The organism is Pseudoalteromonas luteoviolacea NCIMB 1944, assembly GCF_001625565.1.
Classification (GTDB): Bacteria; Pseudomonadota; Gammaproteobacteria; order Enterobacterales; family Alteromonadaceae; genus Pseudoalteromonas; species Pseudoalteromonas luteoviolacea_F.
Genome location: NZ_AUXS01000016.1, coordinates 150757 through 168824, shown reverse-complemented (window position 1 = coordinate 168824; position 18068 = coordinate 150757). Strand labels below are relative to the sequence as shown.

General features: G+C 39.7%; 15 protein-coding genes. 5 read left to right on the top strand and 10 right to left on the bottom strand.

All coding sequences use genetic code 11. The features are described 5' to 3' along the window. Window positions 1-16: 16 nt before the first annotated feature. The 9 genes from N483_RS05670 to N483_RS05630 form a co-directional block, all read right to left on the bottom strand. The gene (locus tag N483_RS05670; RefSeq protein ID WP_023402024.1) at window positions 17-610 is read right to left on the bottom strand and encodes a GIN domain-containing protein; all 594 of its coding nucleotides are present in this window, start codon (window positions 608-610) and stop codon (window positions 17-19) included. Between the two features lie 461 nt (window positions 611-1071). After that, window positions 1072-1614, bottom strand: coding sequence for a GNAT family N-acetyltransferase (locus N483_RS05665; RefSeq protein WP_023402025.1), 543 nt, complete (start codon window positions 1612-1614; stop codon window positions 1072-1074). 126 nt (window positions 1615-1740) lie between these two features. Then, a complete protein-coding gene (locus N483_RS05660) occupies window positions 1741-2322 on the bottom strand; it encodes an NAD(P)H-dependent oxidoreductase (RefSeq protein ID WP_023402026.1) in 582 nt (193 codons plus the stop codon). A 525-nt stretch (window positions 2323-2847) separates the two neighbouring features. After that, the gene (locus N483_RS05655) at window positions 2848-4476 is read right to left on the bottom strand and encodes a right-handed parallel beta-helix repeat-containing protein (protein ID WP_023402027.1); all 1629 of its coding nucleotides are present in this window, start codon (window positions 4474-4476) and stop codon (window positions 2848-2850) included. A gap of 445 nt (window positions 4477-4921) precedes the next feature. Next, window positions 4922-5389: a GNAT family N-acetyltransferase gene (locus tag N483_RS05650; RefSeq protein WP_023402028.1), complete on the bottom strand. Its 468-nt coding sequence runs from the start codon at window positions 5387-5389 to the stop codon at window positions 4922-4924. 397 nt (window positions 5390-5786) lie between these two features. Then, the gene (locus tag N483_RS05645) at window positions 5787-6116 is read right to left on the bottom strand and encodes a hypothetical protein (RefSeq protein WP_023402029.1); all 330 of its coding nucleotides are present in this window, start codon (window positions 6114-6116) and stop codon (window positions 5787-5789) included. A gap of 230 nt (window positions 6117-6346) precedes the next feature. Then, entirely contained in the window at window positions 6347-7294 is a 948-nt protein-coding gene (locus N483_RS05640) for a PKD domain-containing protein (RefSeq protein WP_023402030.1), read from the bottom strand. 330 nt (window positions 7295-7624) lie between these two features. Further along, a complete protein-coding gene (locus tag N483_RS05635; protein ID WP_023402031.1) occupies window positions 7625-8494 on the bottom strand; it encodes a hypothetical protein in 870 nt (289 codons plus the stop codon). Window positions 8495-8544: 50 nt separating this feature from the next. After that, entirely contained in the window at window positions 8545-10149 is a 1605-nt protein-coding gene (locus N483_RS05630; protein WP_023402032.1) for an esterase-like activity of phytase family protein, read from the bottom strand. Window positions 10150-10851: 702 nt separating this feature from the next. On the opposite strand from N483_RS05630, the gene N483_RS05625 reads away from it, so the two are divergent. Further along, a complete protein-coding gene (locus N483_RS05625; protein ID WP_023402033.1) occupies window positions 10852-11799 on the top strand; it encodes a hypothetical protein in 948 nt (315 codons plus the stop codon). A 135-nt stretch (window positions 11800-11934) separates the two neighbouring features. After that, entirely contained in the window at window positions 11935-14415 is a 2481-nt protein-coding gene (locus N483_RS05620) for a hypothetical protein (RefSeq protein ID WP_023402034.1), read from the top strand. A 128-nt stretch (window positions 14416-14543) separates the two neighbouring features. On the opposite strand, the gene N483_RS05615 is transcribed toward N483_RS05620, so the two are convergent. Further along, window positions 14544-15014, bottom strand: a complete 471-nt coding sequence (locus N483_RS05615) for a DMT family transporter (protein ID WP_023402035.1) — start codon at window positions 15012-15014, stop codon at window positions 14544-14546. Between the two features lie 408 nt (window positions 15015-15422). On the opposite strand from N483_RS05615, the gene N483_RS05610 reads away from it, so the two are divergent. From N483_RS05610 to N483_RS05600, 3 genes are all read left to right on the top strand, one after another. Next, complete coding sequence (locus N483_RS05610) at window positions 15423-16151, top strand: Ig-like domain-containing protein (RefSeq protein ID WP_023402036.1); 729 nt, start codon at window positions 15423-15425, stop codon at window positions 16149-16151. A gap of 302 nt (window positions 16152-16453) precedes the next feature. Further along, a complete protein-coding gene (locus tag N483_RS05605; RefSeq protein ID WP_023402038.1) occupies window positions 16454-16969 on the top strand; it encodes an RICIN domain-containing protein in 516 nt (171 codons plus the stop codon). A 325-nt stretch (window positions 16970-17294) separates the two neighbouring features. Further along, a complete protein-coding gene (locus tag N483_RS05600) occupies window positions 17295-18029 on the top strand; it encodes an SDR family NAD(P)-dependent oxidoreductase (RefSeq protein WP_023402039.1) in 735 nt (244 codons plus the stop codon). The last annotated feature ends 39 nt before the right edge of the window (window positions 18030-18068 follow it).

Here is an 18068-nt window from a genome sequence, read left to right as displayed (position 1 = left end):
TCTCCGGCTATTGGTCTTAATTAAATTTTAATTTGGTGTTGTTCAAAGTACCTCTGGAGCCGTTCGAACGCAGTTGCTGGTGTTTTGCCACTCCACGGATATCAAGGTCACCAGCGTCATTCATTTCTATGTTTGAGTTTTCTACCTGAACGACAAGATTAGCGTTAGCAGTGTCGTTAATTTGTACACTGAGTTGTTTGGCAGTTAAGGATAAGCTTGTGATATCGCCGGATCCTGTGGTCTCAATAGAGATTTGGTCTGCGATCAATTGGTTTTCGCCTGTTAATGTGGCAGAACCTGAGGTTTTAATGTTTTTTAATTTTTTGTATGACACGTAAACTTTTACCGACTCACCACTGTGGTAGCCTTGGGTGGTCACGGTTAAGGTGCCATTTTCAATGTGTGTGATTACATCTGTTATAGGTATGCCACGGGCAAATACTTTGATTTGTTGATGATCGGATTGAGTGATAAAGACATCAGCAAGTCCACCAACAACAATACTGTCAAAATCTTTGACTTCTCTTATTTCTTGCTGACAGATAAAGTTGGTACAGCCTGACAAAATAGTGGTGATTAAGATTAAAACAATAGATAGTGAGTGATGCATATTAGCCCCTAGCGCTTTATTGATGTGGGTATTATTGAGAAAACGCTAGATGTAAGTAATGGAGTAATGTCATGAAAAAAACATGACATTTGTCATTTGTCTAAAAAATAGCAGTTCATGAGATTGAGTGGTGATTAAGAAAGTAACCAATTGTGCTGATTAAACTGGTTAAGGCAGCATAATTTTGGTGCTGAAATTAATGAAATCAGAATCATTGATTGATATCTACCCAATGACCGCTTTTGGCACACTGCTGCCATTCACTATCAGGTGTGATTTAACCCTAATAATCAAATCTGGCAGGTCAAGTTAAAACTTACTCATATTAAGGGCTGTCGCGTGTGTATTTCCCTCTAATTGAAACTCCTTATAAAGCATTAGCGATTTAACAGCTAAGTAAATTTAATCTGCATGCAAATTGTGCATGGATTATTTGTCTGTGACCTTTCTCCAATGCTGTGTCATATAATATTTGATTCTGAACGCAGTAACGCATATTGGTATTCATCACTCCACGCACCTTTAAAGAAAACATTTTTTATAAAGTGGCCCTCTCGGCGAAAGCCCACCTTTTCTAGTAACTTGTAAGAAGCTTTATTTCTTGCATCGGTCGTTGCAATGATTCTGTGTTTACCTAAACAGCCGAATGCATAGTTTATTAGGCCTGAGAGCGCTTCTGTCGCAACGTTTTTACCTTGAAATTCAGGTGCGACAGTAAAACCAATTTCTACTTGCTCAGCATCAATGAAGTGAATAGCGAGATCTCCTAACAAGGTATCAGTTCCCTTATCTGAAATAGCCAATTGATACCATTTTCCGGCAGAGCCAAAAGTGGCGTAATCCATACTTTCAAATAGCTTAATGGCGTCTTGATACGTGTAATCTGCCCAATTTTGGTATCTAGCCACTGATCCTAATGCCCGGTAGCTCGTAAATTTCATCAAATCTTTCTTTTCAAAAGGGCGAAGAATGAAGTTTTGAGTTGTTATTTTTATAGAAGACATCTAAATACCTTTTTTTCACCTAGCTATTTTGCAGGAAACAGACATATTCAGGTGGCTGAATTTAAAAGAAAGTTTTTTTGGAGCCAAGAGTAACGCATTTCAGATAATAGCTAAATTTTGTGCAATTTATAATCTGGTTTCTATTTTCTCTACAAACTTGGCTATTTTCGCTTCCGTAAGGCTTTCGCTTTTGTACAGTGACAACATTTTGAACTTACAGTTTTTTGCACAGGCTCCAAGCAATGCAATTTTCAGAACTTTTTTTACCGGTTTTCTTAAGATAAAAAAGTCCACCCACCAAGGCGAGCCAAGGGTAGTGATAACAGTCATTTCCTTGAGATTGTTCAGGGATTGTTTTATCGGTCCATAATCGGAAGCATGTTCGTATGCATGTCCTGGTGCCCATATGCGGTCAAACCAGCCTTTCAAAATTGCGGGGAAACTAAACCACCAGGTAGGGAAAATCAAAACTAACGACTCAGCTTGTTTTAGCTGAGCAATATCTAACTCGATTTGTGACTGGTCAAATTGGCTTTGGTAATAGCTCTCTCGCTCTCCTTTGGTCAACACAGGATCAAACTTTTCTTGATAGAGATCCTTAACAGTGACGGTGTAGCCTTTGGACTCTAAGCGGTTGATTGCTTTTTCGGCCAAGTGTTTACATAAACTGTTTTCCAGTGGGTGGGCTAAAACAACTAAACAATTCACCAATGCCTCCTTGTGCACTTAACGGTTGGGATAGACTTTTCGCATACCATGAAACACAGACCGTTATGGCATGGTTGAGCGTTGGCGGCGAGTGTCTCTTTGTGGGCTGATTACGGCATTATCCTTTATTAGCAATAATCCCAAATGCGTCACTAGTATCCACAGCGCTGTGATACTTAGCAAGCGCAATCTGTATAAATTTTGAAAACAAATACAACTCTTAACAAGGGAGAATATTGACACATTAGGGGCTATTATGAAGCCGAGTTTCCTTCAATCATCTATATACCGTGCTCTAGCCTAAAGCACTGGCACTAGCGAAGCATACAACATTGATAGGGTTACTCTATAGACACTGCAAGTGAGATGGGGTCGCACTAGCTTAGGCACTCAAAAAAGTTAATATGTTTAACTGTGTGGGTATCACACATACAAATGGCCGCCAAGGAGTTAACCGGAGGTTGATACCTCCAGTTATTGTCTGTACCTAAGCAGTTATAAAAATATATACATCAAAGGTTATACCTAACTTTGATCATTGATAATTGCACCATAGGCGCTCCACAAGCCAGGCGTGCCTGCTTGTACACACATATAACCTACGAACCCTTTTTTAGCAGGATCGGTTGTTAACATGACACGACCAACTTGATTATATCCAGACGTCGGCGGGTTAGGTTTAATGGCGATTTCTGATTGAATAAAATGCGGGTTAGCGTTCACATCGTACTTGGGGAAAACCTCAACATTTGGTACTTTCCATACATCCGGTTTATAAATCATATCAGCATGACCGGCACCTGAAAAATTATAGAAGAAGTTCCCTTGGTAATGGCCATCGTCTACGATGACATTGTTGCCAACAATGGAGTTCTGAAAACCGATTTGAGAGCCTATGGAATAGGAGAAACTAGCTTTTTTACGGTTAGGTCTAATAATAGTGTTACCTGTTAACGTACCACTAGATCGTGCGTTAAAAATAATGCTTTCATAAGGTGCATCTCTGATTACATTACCCACCACTCTAACGCTGCCTTCGCCACTTGAAATGGATTCGACATACAGTGGTACATTGTGACCAGATAGCGTTGTTTGCGCCGTACAATTGACTACATTGCCTTCAACAAGAATGTCCTCAGCAGAGTTGATAAAGATAGCACCACCGTCACAGTCTCTGATGGTATTATTGGTCACTCTTGAAACTGAATCTGTTGAAACTTGGATGCGACCAGCTGCACCTGTCCCCGGACAATCCGAGATATAATTACCATCAACAATCACCCCGTGGCCAGCTTCAATCCAAATAGTTGGTTCTACAGAGTCCGCCGCTGAGTCGCCAATATTATATAAATGGTTATTGATGATATGCACATTTTTAGCGGATACGTCTTCGCCGCCCGCATAACACTTGATACCTGCGGCTTTACCTGTGGTTGTATGACAAATATTATTACTGACTGTGATATTTTTCAGTGCAGTGCCTTCTAAATTGATACAGCCGACCTGATAAATATCATGGACGAGGTTGCCTTCAATCAGTACGTCTTCTCCATGTGTTATCGCTATACCATTTCCATATGCAAAACTCATAAGGTCATGTTCTTTATAACCTATTTTGCGAATGTGGTTGTTGATGATCTTGATGTTTTTGCTCGGGTTGATACCTGGACCCACACCAATACCCGAGTTAATGCCATCATAAATATGACAATCACGTATTGTGATATTTGAACAATCGTGGATAGGTAAAGTGTACTGTTGGTTACTTTTCCACTTCGAACCATTTCCGTCAATAATTACACCAACTAGAGTGATATCTGTTTCTTGATGTAAACGCAGTGTAGCTGCATTACCACCTAACTTTATGATTCCACCTTTCCCCAACACAAGCGTATTTGACTTTATAAATACCTCTTTTTCTAGCGCATAAGTGCCGGGAGTGATTTCGATACAGCCTCCCTCAGCCTCAGTAAATGCTCTTTGCACCGCATCTGCTTCTAAAGAACCATCTCCTTTTGCACCATAATCCTTTATATCGATGACTTTTTTATGCGTTGGAGTTGCAGTTGTAGGGGAAGTTGCAGCTTGTAGTTTTAATGAACCAAGCACAGCAGCACCTGTTAAAGCACCGCCTATAAACTTTCTACGTTCCATTTTAAGTTTCCTTTGTGTTTTATTATTGCACTTCATATGTGAAGCTCTACCGATTTAATATGTTAGAAGTTTATTTTATTAAAGTTTTTTAACTATTTAAATTTATTCTTTGGTTGGTTTTTTACTGTAGCTATAATTGTCTTTGTGGAGCAATTTTACCCTAAAGGTTTCGTTACTTAGGTATCATCTTTGATATTTTTAATCAAATCTGTACTTATATTTAGATATTATCTGTGGAGATTGTGTATGTAAAATGTTGAAACAGAGAAACAACGGCTTTTTACACCGTTTATTCCACTTGTTTAGTATGAAAAGAGTACTTTTTTGGTCATTTTCATTTGTTCTTAGTCTTAGTCAAATTAAGTGTAAATGCAGCCCGTAATACTTTTTTTAGGTCTTATCAACGATTACAACATTGCCTAAAACTTAGGTGTAGAGAACGACCTTATATGCTTTTAATCATATGTAACATTTCTGGCTTAAAACCTAAATTTTCATAAAACTGGTTGGCTTTTAGGTTATTGGCAAATACTTCGAGGTGTAATAAGCGACACCCTTGGCTTTTGGCCCATTCTTCGGCACTGGCCATTAATAGCTTCCCAAGACCCAGCCCTTGAGAATTAGGAGATACAGCGAGCAGTGGAACGGTACCGCATGTTTCGCCTGTAATGCCATCTTGGTGCGTTCGCACATGTACAAAACCTTGAGGTATATTGTTAACCTCAGCAACTAAAGTGATATTTGGAACCGATGTCTTTGAGAGCATTTGTGTAATGTAATCATCTTGCATTTTTTGAATCGCTTCGTCAGTATGCCAATCTAATTTGGCAACCTCAGCTAAAGAAGGTGAAAGCTCAAAAATAAAAGCCCTATCATCGTCATTGGCTTGTCTTATTATTACATCGTTTTTCATATAACTTTCTTAATTATTTTTAATTACAAAATATTTAGCGTTTTAGCTAATTCAATACTTAGATAAAATTAGCGCAAAAAAGTGTGTTTTATAGGGTGAGGTTGACGCTCTGTTTTTTCTCTCTATAGAGTATCACTTTGTCTTAAGTTATCTATATGTTTTTAAGGATTTAAGCAAGAGTGGTAAACAACTGTTTGGTTAATACTGATGAACCCACTATGTAAATGAATTTAACCTTGGCAATTATTTTGGAGCTTAAGATGGAGAGGTCATTACTCATTAGCAAGGTAGTTATCAGAGTATGTTTATAAGATTAAAATCTGTCCGGTAGATAATAAAAAGAACCAAGCCTTAGGTATATCCTTATACTATAGTGATTGGTTCCATTGGCTAAAGCTTATTTATCAGATACCGCATAGACGAGTGAGCACTCACCACTTTCTGATGTTCTTATCCAAATAGGGTGGCCTGTAGTATGGGCTGTTAATAGCAGTGAATACACGGCGTTATAATTTGAATCTTCAGGTCGTAATTTTATATAACCAGAGCTTCCGGCCTCGCATGATAGCTTTGACTCGTCGCCGGAAGTACTTATTGATACACCGCCTTTAGCTAAAGTAACAATTCTTGTGATTTTGACATCCGTACAACTTACTCCAGCACATTCGGCAACTGCATTAAAAGAAAGAAGCGAAGCAAGTGCGGTAGATAAAAAAACAAATTTCATAGTCTCTCCATAGTTTTAATTGTTAGGTTTGTGAGTGAATAAATTTTTATAATTTTTTAAGGAATGAACAGAAGGCATATTGCTCGTTCATTTCGGTTGTGACTTATTTGTAGTTACGTATTTACTTTAAAAACAAGAAATGCGCGGTCTTTGACTCGATTAATTTTTGGCGTGCGTCGTGATGCAGCGATAACTTTTCAATTATAACTGCATCACAACTTGCTATAAAATCAAAGCATCATCACATTGATCGCTGGCAGCAACACCTCGAAACCATAAACATACACCTCAGCACTTTTATCCGCAGAATACCCTTCTGAGTCAGATACAGACACCGTCATATTGTAACGTCCTTTATTGGTATATTTATGAGTAACAGAATTCTGTGAGTTAGAACTAGTTCCATCTCCTAGAGACCACAACCAAGAGGTTGAATCTACGATATCTTCTATTGAATAGGCAGCGTTAATAGTCAGGTTACTGCCAACGTATACGGAATAGCGTTCGTTATCTAACAATACGCTAGTTTGTACTTCAGGACCGTAAAATGTGCGTACCATCAAAATATCCGTATCACTTAGTTGGCCGTTGCCATTATATTGTGGGTTGCAATAATTCATGACAGAGCTCAAGTCCCAGCGACCGATATCGATATCGCCATTTGCACCTTGTGCAGGCTCATCGCATGTATCTGGTGTGTCTTGTCTATTTTGTTCATGAGCAAACCCAAGGGCATGACCAAATTCATGTACAGCGATAACTTCATTGCACCACCTGCGGGAGAATTGACAGTTTTGACCCCAATTCTCATATGTGAAGTTTAAACTCATGCCATTTTGACGCCCACGTATTCTGGTGCCTAATCCGTCTACATGCGGCCCTAGTTCTGCGTTATCGGTCACTTCAATCCTGATACCGTCTGAGTTTCTTTCACATTCATTCCAACCAAAAAAGTTTAAATTTGAATTGGCTTCCCAAGAGTTTTCGACAGCTTCCTGTACTGATGCTCTATCTGCTGCGGTTGAGTCATTGAGGTTTTCCCAGCAGACATGAATGTTGTTGGTATTCCAGATGGTACTGGTCAAAGCATGACCTCTAGTGGTTACATCGGCGCTGGCTATTGAGTTGAACAATATAGCCACAGAAAACACTGAAGTTTTCAAAAGAGAAACGTGCATAATTGATTTCCTTGATTGTGATATTAATCTTTTCAAATTAACAATAATAAAACGCTGTAAATTAGTATTGTTAAATGTGTTTATGACGGTTATATGGCTTTGCGTTGAATTAATAATTAGATATTCAACATAAAATCACGCTAATTGCATAAAGCCTTTAGCGTGAGCTTTATTTCACCATTTCTTATTTTACTAAGCGTGTTTACAGTATGGTTAATAATAAATTCCCTTTCAATGATTGGGGTTAAATTATTTGCCTTTATTGTTGTTGTGGTGTTTTTTAATTTTGTTAATCACTACATAGAGCACAGTTGGAGGAAGGTAAATTGTTTAGCCTTCAGCACAAAAATTGGATTGATACTGATAAACAAACTGAGTTTTAGTCAGGCTAAGGGGGTTAACCGCACTGTGCTCACTGGCCAGCTTGTCAAATAAATTGGCAGCACGCGATACAACCTTTTGACTGTAATCACCTTGATTATCTTGATACTTAAATGATAATTCGGCTATTAAAGGGGTGTTTGATTGTTGTGAGGTGTACCAAAGTGTCAGTGCAAATTCAGCATTTTGTTTACCCAAGTCAATTACAATGCCTTCGTAAACATATTCAGAGATTGCTATACCAGACACTGCTTGCAGAGGTAGAGAGTTTGGAAGCTGATATACTTGGTTAAATCCCAAAAAGTGGTGGTTGATATCTTTTACTTCATTGATATTACGTGTGTTAGGGGTTTTGGTAGAATGACTATAGGTGACCTTCCAGCTTCCTGATGCCGCAATACTGTAGTCGGCTTCGAGCTTAGTTTTTGCCTCATCAGAGTCGGCAGATAAGTCTTCAAATGCAGATAAGTAGCGGTCAGTATGACGGTATTTTAACGTGACCTCAGATCCATCTTGATCTGTTCTTTCTCTAAACACATAACCTAGTTTTGCGAGAGTACATTCATGGATAACGTCATAAAAAGTGACAGCTCGGGTTTTTGCCAAAAATACTGAACCAGTCGTATTTTTGCTGGTGGCTTGGCGGGCGAGAGGAGCAAGCTCTATGAATACGCTATTTACATCTGACAACTCTGTTGATTTGGTGAATAAGCTCGTGTTTAACATGAGTTTGTACTCTTTTGAGTCGACAACTGGGTTGGCACATGCCATGTTTGCGAAGCAAAAAGCAAGCAGGGGGAGAGTAGCTTGGTAATTCATAACTTTCCTTATTATATTGTGGTTAAAAGCGGCCGAAGCCGCTCAAACAGTTATTTGTCGAGTGTGAGGTTTTCAAATAAGTAGAGCGTGTTGCCGTCAACTTTTGATTTGGCGGCATCTAAGTACTTTTGCTCCAAAACACCACCTGTTGACCATGTAGCAAAGTCATCATCGTTTAGTACGGCTAGGCGACTGTTGTCGATTAGCCACATACCTTCAAGCTTGTCATGGGGATATGCGATTTCTTGCACGAGATCCAGTACCAGAGACTTGCTAACAGGCGTGATCGCATGCGTGGAGAGTGTATCCCACCCTGACTCTTGCACTGTTTGCTCGAGCGTTTTTCCTGCTATCAATAAACCTAAGTTGGGATCTTGCGTAAGGTCTGTTGTTTCAGCTATCTGTTCAAGATCGCTTGCTCCTTCGAGGTTAATTTTATAAATGCGTTTCATGGCTTCTGGGTTTTGCTCATAAAATGCACCATCTCGTTCAATAACTAAAAATTCGGTATTCGAAAGCGCCACAATACCTGAGTTGGAGTTTTGCGCTTTTTCTTGTTTATATAAAAACTGCCCAATTTGCTTCGTTTTCAAGTTAACGGTCACAATGCGAGTGATATTGAGTGCCTTAACTGTTTTGTCCGGGTTGTAGAGCGTTGATTGCATAATCCCTACAAGCGTTGTTTCGTCAGGTGTGATCGCTAAGCCTTCCATGCCCCTATTTGCGCGACGATGTGCATATTCTTGCGGTAAATTAATGGTGGCACGTTTATCATGGGAAAATGCATTGATACGACCTACCTCTTTACCGTCGCTATCAAAGTGCACAATGTGCGGACCGTACTCGTCACTCACCCAAAAACTGCCATCCGACAGAGCCACAAGCCCTTCGCCGTCTAATCCATAATCATCCAACTTAATTGGGTTGTGCGTTTGATCAAAAGGCTGAGCTTGATCAACCAAAACAGGTTGGCCTTCAACTGTGTATGGCGTCTCTCCGGTTCCACCTAGATCGGAAGTGTTAGGCAGGCCGCTAATGGGTGTGCCATCGGGCCTTTTGAGAAGGATTTCTTTTAATTTATTTACCTTACCAGTGGCGGTCAATTCGAATAGACCGATTCGCGGCGTATAGTCAGGAGTTGGGAATTTTTTTCCTTTGCCGTAGTCGCCCGTGAAACTGGCATTTGGGCCTCGATCTGTGAGTGCATAAAATTGATTTTTAATGCTTGGGTGCGCCACCATATCTGAACCATATCCGCCGTTACGGATCTCGAATACACTGCCTTCCACGTTACCGTTTTGCAAATCTTTTCTCATTGCCGTATAAGGCAGCTTTACGCCATTGGCAGAAAGCACAGAAGGCTTACACACATAATTAGTTTGATTGATTTCATTGTTATTTAGTACGCCGTTACTATTTAAATCCACTCCAGAGTGCACAGCCACGCCGCCAAAAAAGCAATGCGTATCGCCCATGTTAATCGCTTGCTGGTCGATGAGGCTCGTTAGGCCTGTATTCCCGTCTTTACCAGCGGATCCCTCTGTACCATTTTGGCCAGCTTGTCCATTTGTACCATCTTTGCCGTCATCACCACTACAAGCACTCAAAAGCCCCACAAATGCACACGCGATTAGACTTAAATTAACCTTATTCATTTTTAACTCCTTATTATGTAATGCTCAGAGGCATGCTTTGATTAAAACGTGAGCTAGCATATACATCGCTGGTCATAGATTTATGACAATAAACAAGGAAAGAGTTTGATATGTCGAGTCGGCTTTGGGGTCAAAAAAGGGCTATTTTATAGCAGCTGACTTTGTTAGTTGATACTACTGAAAGTCAGATCATTGTTTAAAAGGGAAAAATATATTTTAACAACACAAACATCCCTAACTTTTTGAGCAAATTTATGGTTAGGGAACCTGATGAAATTAAGGGGGGCTGATAAGTATATTAATTTTACTTTGTGGGTTGTTTAGTTATCTGGATGTGGTTTATTGGTTTAGTTCATTATTTAAGTAATTTTTAATTAATATAAAATATGATTTTTTGATTTTTAATGTTGCATATGTGTGAGTGTGTATCTATTTTGGTTACTAATCTTTAATAGAGTGTGTTTTTTTCTCGCTTTTTTGGGTTTTTAATTAAAATGCATTGAAAATAAAGGGGTTTTTATATCTAATGCGCAGCAGGAAGTGGGCTGTGAACACAAGGATAGAGTTTTTATATCGCGTTTTTATACGTGATGTATCGATTATAATATGCCCAGTATGTTGCCTGTCCTTATCGTTTGTTCACTATTCATTTCCAAATTTTAAAAAAGATCTTTTAGGATAAAATGCTCATAGGAAATGGCAATGAAATATACTCTCGCATTATTTGGCCTGCTTGGTAGTTGTACAACGCTTGCAGCACCACACTCTTCTTTTAGTGAAATTAGGTTGGGTTTTGAAACCATTAATTATACTGAGTCTCTTTCAGACGTGGCTGGTTTTGGTGAGCTTTCACAGTCAATCTCAGTAACTAACCCTGCTATTCGCCAGCTTTCTTATACTGGAATTGATGAGAAATGGGGTTATTTTATCGGCAGTGCAGCGACCATCGCCACAGATATAAATACAGAGACATGGTCAATAAAAGGGTTTGGAGCAGTTCAACAAAACGATTTTAAAGTAAAAGCCAATGAAATTGCATTTACCGGCGCTTACAACTATTTACCCGCCGTACAGTTAACATTTGGTATGAGAGTTTATACGTCAAGTTTTACGCGCTCAAACTTTAAATTTGTAAATCCCGGAGCGACGAAGTTTGACCAAGCTTTGCAGGCATTGCCCAGAGATGAAAACGATCCCGTTGCGCGTTTTGACTTGCCTGGTCAGGCAAAAGGCGGCGATGAGGCATTACAAAATAACCCCGCATCGATCGTATCTGTTGTATCCGTCACAGAAGATCAAATGGGCGTGCTTGCATCATTGGGGGTACGTTACGACAGTAAGCTATCTCGTTCAGCAGGAAAGCTAAGTTGGTATGTCGAAGGTGAATTAAGTACGCCGGTGTATAGTCATATTCAAAGTACCAAATTTGAAACAACTTCATTAACTGACAGCTTTAACGGCTGGGGTTTAATGGCAAGAACGGGTGCTAGATACCAAGTCGCTCAACATATTGCGCTTATGGCTGGTGTCGATGCCTACTACAAAGAAAGAAGTTCGGTTGCTGAAGAAATTAATGGTCGCCGATTCAGAGTGCCTGATATTGAGTACTCGAATGTTTCGTTCACTGCTGGTCTGCAGTGGAATTACTAAGCGCTACTTGCAGAATTTAGACAATTTCTGCACCTCAAATTTACCGTTTTAATCGTCATTTATTGGTGCGTGGTTACGCTTTGCTGTGGAGCAGGTAAAAGCGCATTGAGTCACTATTTTTATTAAGGAATTAACATGCAAGTGCATGATTTTAGGAAATCTATTTTAGCTACATTAATTACTTCTTCACTTTTGGTGGGTTGCGGCGGAAGCAGTTCTGAAGAGCCTGAGCAAAAAAATGTTCAAGAAGTCACTGACTCCGGCAGCAATAACGTAAGTAATACGAGTGATACAAGTAATTTAACTACACCAGCAACAGAGGGATCCGCTACCGAGCAGGATTTTGCGATAAGTATTGCTGGCGACTCAATTGCACTAGAGCAAAAAACTTTTGAATTAACCGCGAACGTATCAGAGACAGAAGTGACTAGCTATGCTTGGTCTCATGACTCAAGTTTGAATATCACAATGTCGGGCAGTGAAAGCGCAACGCTGTCCGCGACTGCACCAGATATTGATGCGGACCATGTTGTGAATTTCACTGTTGTAGTGACTAACAGCAACGGGGTTAAATCGCAAAGTACAATTCAGGTTACAGTAAAGCGCAAAGTGTCGAGTGTGACACTAACAGGCCTTGTTACTGATAAGCCCATTAATAATGCGAAAGTCGACATTTCGGTTGGGAGTGAAGTTTTTTCTACAACAGCAGACAGCCAAGGCGCATATTCCGTTTTGCTAGAGGTTGATGAAAGTCAAGTAGGGGAGTTAGTGACAGTTTTTGCAACCGGGGTAGAAGCGCAGCAAAGTGTTAGCTTTGTTTCACAATTGAACTCTGTACAAAAGCTAGTTTCGCAAGCTGGAGAAGATGCAGTGTTGGACGATACTGAAAACTTCTCTGTGAACGTCACCAATGTGACTACGGCAGAGCATGTTCTTATGGCGCGTTTTGATGAAGCTATTGAGTCTGACGAGGAGTTGGCAATTGCACTGGCTAATGTCGACGTTCAGAAAAAAATTGACTTAGCGACACTGATTAAAGTGTTCGTCGACAATGATGATATTGATTTACCAGAAGGGGTTGAGTCGACACTTGACCTTATTGATGATGATAAATCTGTTCAGCAAGCTATGGCAATCGTCAATGAAAAAGATCCGACTCTTTTTGATAAAACACGTGACGAACTTGAAAAGGACGAAGACTTAATTGACCAAAATATCGGATCATTGGTTGGCGGGCACGTTTTGCAGTATCTGCACAACTACGATAGTCCAGCAACCCACCTAGCGCTAAGTGAAAATGGCAAAGGCCAAGTTTCAGCCATCAATACCGTAGCGATTGAACATTGGGAGCAAACTGGCAACTCTGTGACTATTGAGTTGGCAAGCGCTCTAGTAAGTCAAGTTATCGCTTCAGATTCTGGTCTTGAATCAGTCTATATCAATACACTCAACTTAACGGTGTTAGGTGAGAACGAAGTGTATAAGACGGTGGAAGTAGAAGAAATCGGCGATAAGGTCCTGCCAAATAGCGATAAAGTTGCGCACCACAATAAGTACATTACTAATTTAGTATCCAAAAATGATACTTTATCAATTGATATTGATGAATTAACACAAGGTCAATGGTACTTAGACCGCTTCCAAAGCGATGCACGTGAAAATAAAGAAAGTTACGGGATTTTTACCTTCTCAGCTGATGGAAAAGTGATTGAAACGTTTCCTGATACAGATGAGGAAGAGGAACTAGCGTGGCGCATTGCAGAAGATGGTGTTATGGAGTTGTTATACCCAAGAGACGACTCAGAGGAAACGGGAACCGTACGCTTTTGGTTCACAAAAGCAATTGCAGGAGGCTACACTTTTGTGTCCTCTGATGACGAGCATCCTGATTATTCGCACACTGAGTATGGCATTTTTATAAATGCACAGCCATTGGAAGAAGCGTCAAGTATGGCAGGACGTTGGGTTGGCGAAGTCGGCAGAAACACTGAGACCTTTATCTTTGATCTATTGGATGATGGTACGCTAAACGTAAATTATGGTTCTAATAATTTTACTTGGGAAACTGACTTTATTCAGGGCGAAGGTCAAGCATTAGACTTCAACTTAAAAAGCCCCTCACAGCAGGTTGAGTGCACTGAGGCAGAAACTCTGTGTTTAAACGTTGAGAGTCTCAAGCAACGCGTGTTAGTGGTTGAAGACGATATGGTTGTACTTGAAAGAGAGTTTACTGAAAGTGACGACAGTGGCTATCAAGAGATGAAAAGAGAGCTGGTTATTCTTAATCAAGAAGATGATCTAAAGCTTGATGGATTTAACAAAGAGTTCTTTAGTTACACGCGCACTTATTATCTTAATGAACCGCAAAACCAAAAGAGCAACCAAGTGATTCTGGAACCAACCATTGTTGACGGTGGAACTGTATACAAGCTGGGTATATTCGGTGAAACGCATCAAGTATCGCTTGTTGAAGGGCAAATGCGTTTTAAACTCGACGATAAAGAGTGGACATTCGAACTGATTGAGTACGCACAAGATGGCATCACTGTATGTAATTATGAAGTGGGCCAATCTTGTGAAACTGAAATGACATGGCTATTTAATAAACCAGAATAATTACTAGAAACGTATTTGGCAGCAATCGAATAGGTTTTCTCAAAGTTAATTAAACAGCGCGTTTGGTGTCTCACTAAGCGCGCTTTTTTAGTTGGCAAATGTATGCTGTTGAGCGATCGAAGTGTTCACTAACTCTGTTGTGGTTTGCTCAGTATGAGCGCTATTCCAGCAATCATCAAAGTTAACCCTGCAAGTCTCTTATAATCTAATGTGTACTGTTTGGCACCAAAAAAGCCAAAATGATCAATCACTACCATTGCGATGAGTTGACCTAGTAATACAAAAGCGATGGCATTGGCAATGCCAAATTTAGGCGCTACCCAACTAATGGTCAGAATGTAAAACATGACAAAACATCCACCGAAGTAAAAGTACCAAGGTGTGCCTGTTGCATAGAATGTTTTGGGTACTCCGCTGGTGGTAAACAGGTAAGTAAGTGCAATACACAAACCCACAAAAAGCAAAATGACAGCCGCCAGGGCCGTGTTTTGCAGTTTATTAGAGAGTCCACCATTTAATGCTGCCATGATAGGAATACCCAAGCCCGCAATAAACATAATGAATCCGTATAGCATAAAGTTCTGTGTTCCTTGGAGCATGTTATTTTCCTCGTTTCTATATTTTGTGGTCTGCAGTTGAGCAATTATCAGCTGTCACTTTATCCACCATCACAGCTGTTGTAAAACCTGGGTTATTTAATTCACTGAGCGTGTTAACGGCTTAGTCGTTAGGATTGACGCGCACCATTCTATGATTGAAAAGTTAAAACCTGCCATAGCGTGACTGTTTACGAATTACTTAGTACATGCTGTTCAAGGCATTCGAATATTAGCAGCAAATGCTGAATCAATAATGGAAATTCAAGTAAGAGTGTGAATCTGCGTTTAAAATATAGAAACTATTTATAAATAGATTTATATTGTGTGGGCTTTTTTTAATCTACATTGTGGTAGAGATTTAAAGTTGTTTTATTTGCAATAAAAAGTAATAAAGAAGGAACTATATAAATGATTAAAAATACACGTAAAGCGCTCTTTGCTTTAGCTGGATCAACCTTATTGACAAGCGTTTCCCAAGCAGCACCTGTTTTAAATAAGACCATTCATGAGTTTAATGCCGGACTTTATATTCAAGAAGAGTTTAATATTTTAAAAGATGATAATGTCGTTGACCCAAACTATGCCAGCCAGGAACTAAGGGTCCAACTCAGTCCTGATAAGTCATATAGCCAGATTGGCTTTTACGATAAAATCCGAACTCAATATGGCCAAGCCATTGCGTACAATACCGTTGACAGACGTTGGGTTAAGTTCAAAGGTAAAGTGTTGTACTTTGCCGCTGTATCTGATGGCACAAACAAATTTGAAACCATCCCATTTCGGGTATTGAATCCCGCTGGGGAAGCATCAGAGTGGGGCGAAATCAGGATCAGCCTAGATAACGCATTTGACGGGCACTATGATGTTTATCCAAGCGATGACTTCTCACAAACCAGTGTGGGTCAACCCGTTGCTATTGATGTAAAAGCCAATGACAGTGGTATTCCTCATTACTTTGGCGTTGAAGTATATGCCAGTGCGGCCAATGGACGTGTCACTGTCAACAATGACAAAACTATCACTTATACACCTAATACCGGCTTTGTCGGGCAAGATTCATTTAAATATCGCATTAAAGGAAATAATTTATATGATATTTCCAGTGCGCCAGCAACAGTTACTGTTGACGTAAACTAACCAAATATGCATTAAGGCTATAGTGCGCAATACAGGTTATTGCGCTTTTTAATCAATATCTCGATATAATTTTTCCAACTAATACTTTTTTAATGTTCGTTGTTCTATACTCGTAGGTTCCAATTCGGAACTTAAGCTTTAATTCTCTGATTTACATTCCAATAAGGTGCTGATTTTACGCGTTTGATTATTTGATAATCTTGTTTTTTTGTAATGATTTGTAATGTTTTTCTTTGCCACTCAGGCATACATTTAATCTCGAATTTTAAAAGTGCTAATCACTATATAAGGAGGTTAATATCATGAGTTTAAAACATCTTTCAACATCTATAGTTGCAGTCGTATTGACTGGTGGAATGGCTGTGTCATTTGACGTTTCGTCACAAGAGATACAGATCCAAAATGCATTTGACACGAATTATTGCTTACACAAAGCCGGGTCGGATTCAGCGAGCAATGGTGACAATGTTCACTTGTGGAAGTGTGATCGCAACAATTCGAATAGCAAGTGGTATTGGAGGCAGGTCAGGTACGGTTTGGGTCAAATAGAGCTGGGAAATACTGGTTACTGCCTAAGTAAAAAAGGCCGGGATTCAGCTTCAAACGGCGACAATATTCATTTATGGGATTGTAATTCAGGATCAATCAGCAATAGCTTTTGGGTTCCTAACTACGAGAAAATCCATTTATATAATTATGGTAACTACTGTTTGCAAAAACAAGGAACATATTATCCAAGAAACGGTGATAATATACATGTTTGGAACTGCCAGTCAGGGCATTATGCCAATAAAGAATGGATAATTCATTGGTACTAATTCTGTATTTTTATTGACTATATTATTAGCCCGTATGACACTGTAGTGAATTCGGGTTAATTTATTTTTTAGTGATTTTGATTTTTGATATTAATGTCACTGTTTTTATCAATTGCCATAGGCCGATAATGCGTTTGTGTTACTAGTGGTAAGAGCCGAACAGGCGGGGCCATGCTAAAGATTAAATTAATTCTGTTAAAAATGCATATTTAGTTTTCAGATTTTGAGAGAGCGCGTACAGCTGTGTTACAGTTCAAAGCGCCAGCGATATTATTTGTCAGCAAGGCCTTTTACAAAACAATAAAAATAAATATGAGAAAATATCATGTCAGCAAAAGCCATTATTATTGGGGCCACGTCAGGCATTGGAAAAGCACTTGCCACTCATATGGCAAAACAGGGTTATAAACTTGGTTTAACTGGGCGGCGTGAACATCTTCTGCATTCACTGCAACAACAAATAGGCACTCAAACTTGTATTTCCGTGATGGACATAGCTCAGCCGCACAATGCTATTGCACAGCTGAAGCAATTGATTGAACAGATGCAAGGTGTCGACATTATTATTATCAATGCGGGAACAGGGAGCTGCGAACCAGATTTTCCGCTCAGTGGAGAGCTTGAAACCATAGCCGTTAATGTGACAGGCTTTACCTGTATTGCCAATGCTGCATATCACTATTTTACCCAACAAGGAGCGGGACATATAGTTGCGACCTCATCAATTATGTCATTGAGGGGAGGGCCATGTGCATCATACAACGCCTCTAAAGCTTACATTGCCAGTTACCTTGAAGGCCTATATTGTCGAGCCTATCGAGATGGTATTGATATATCGGTAACGGATATACGACCAGGGTTTGTCGACACTGAAATGGCCAAAGGCAATGGTATATTTTGGCTGGCTCCCGTCGACAAAGCGGCACAACAAATTCTATCTGCTATCGAGAAGAAGAAGCGGATTGCCTATGTCACTAAAAGGTGGCAATTAATCGCGTTATTAATGCGCTTTATGCCCTTTAAAGGTTTTGTGAGGTTGATGTTGGGGGCTAGGCAATAGAGCTGCTTACTTGGTTGCAGGTGCGCTAATATTGTATCT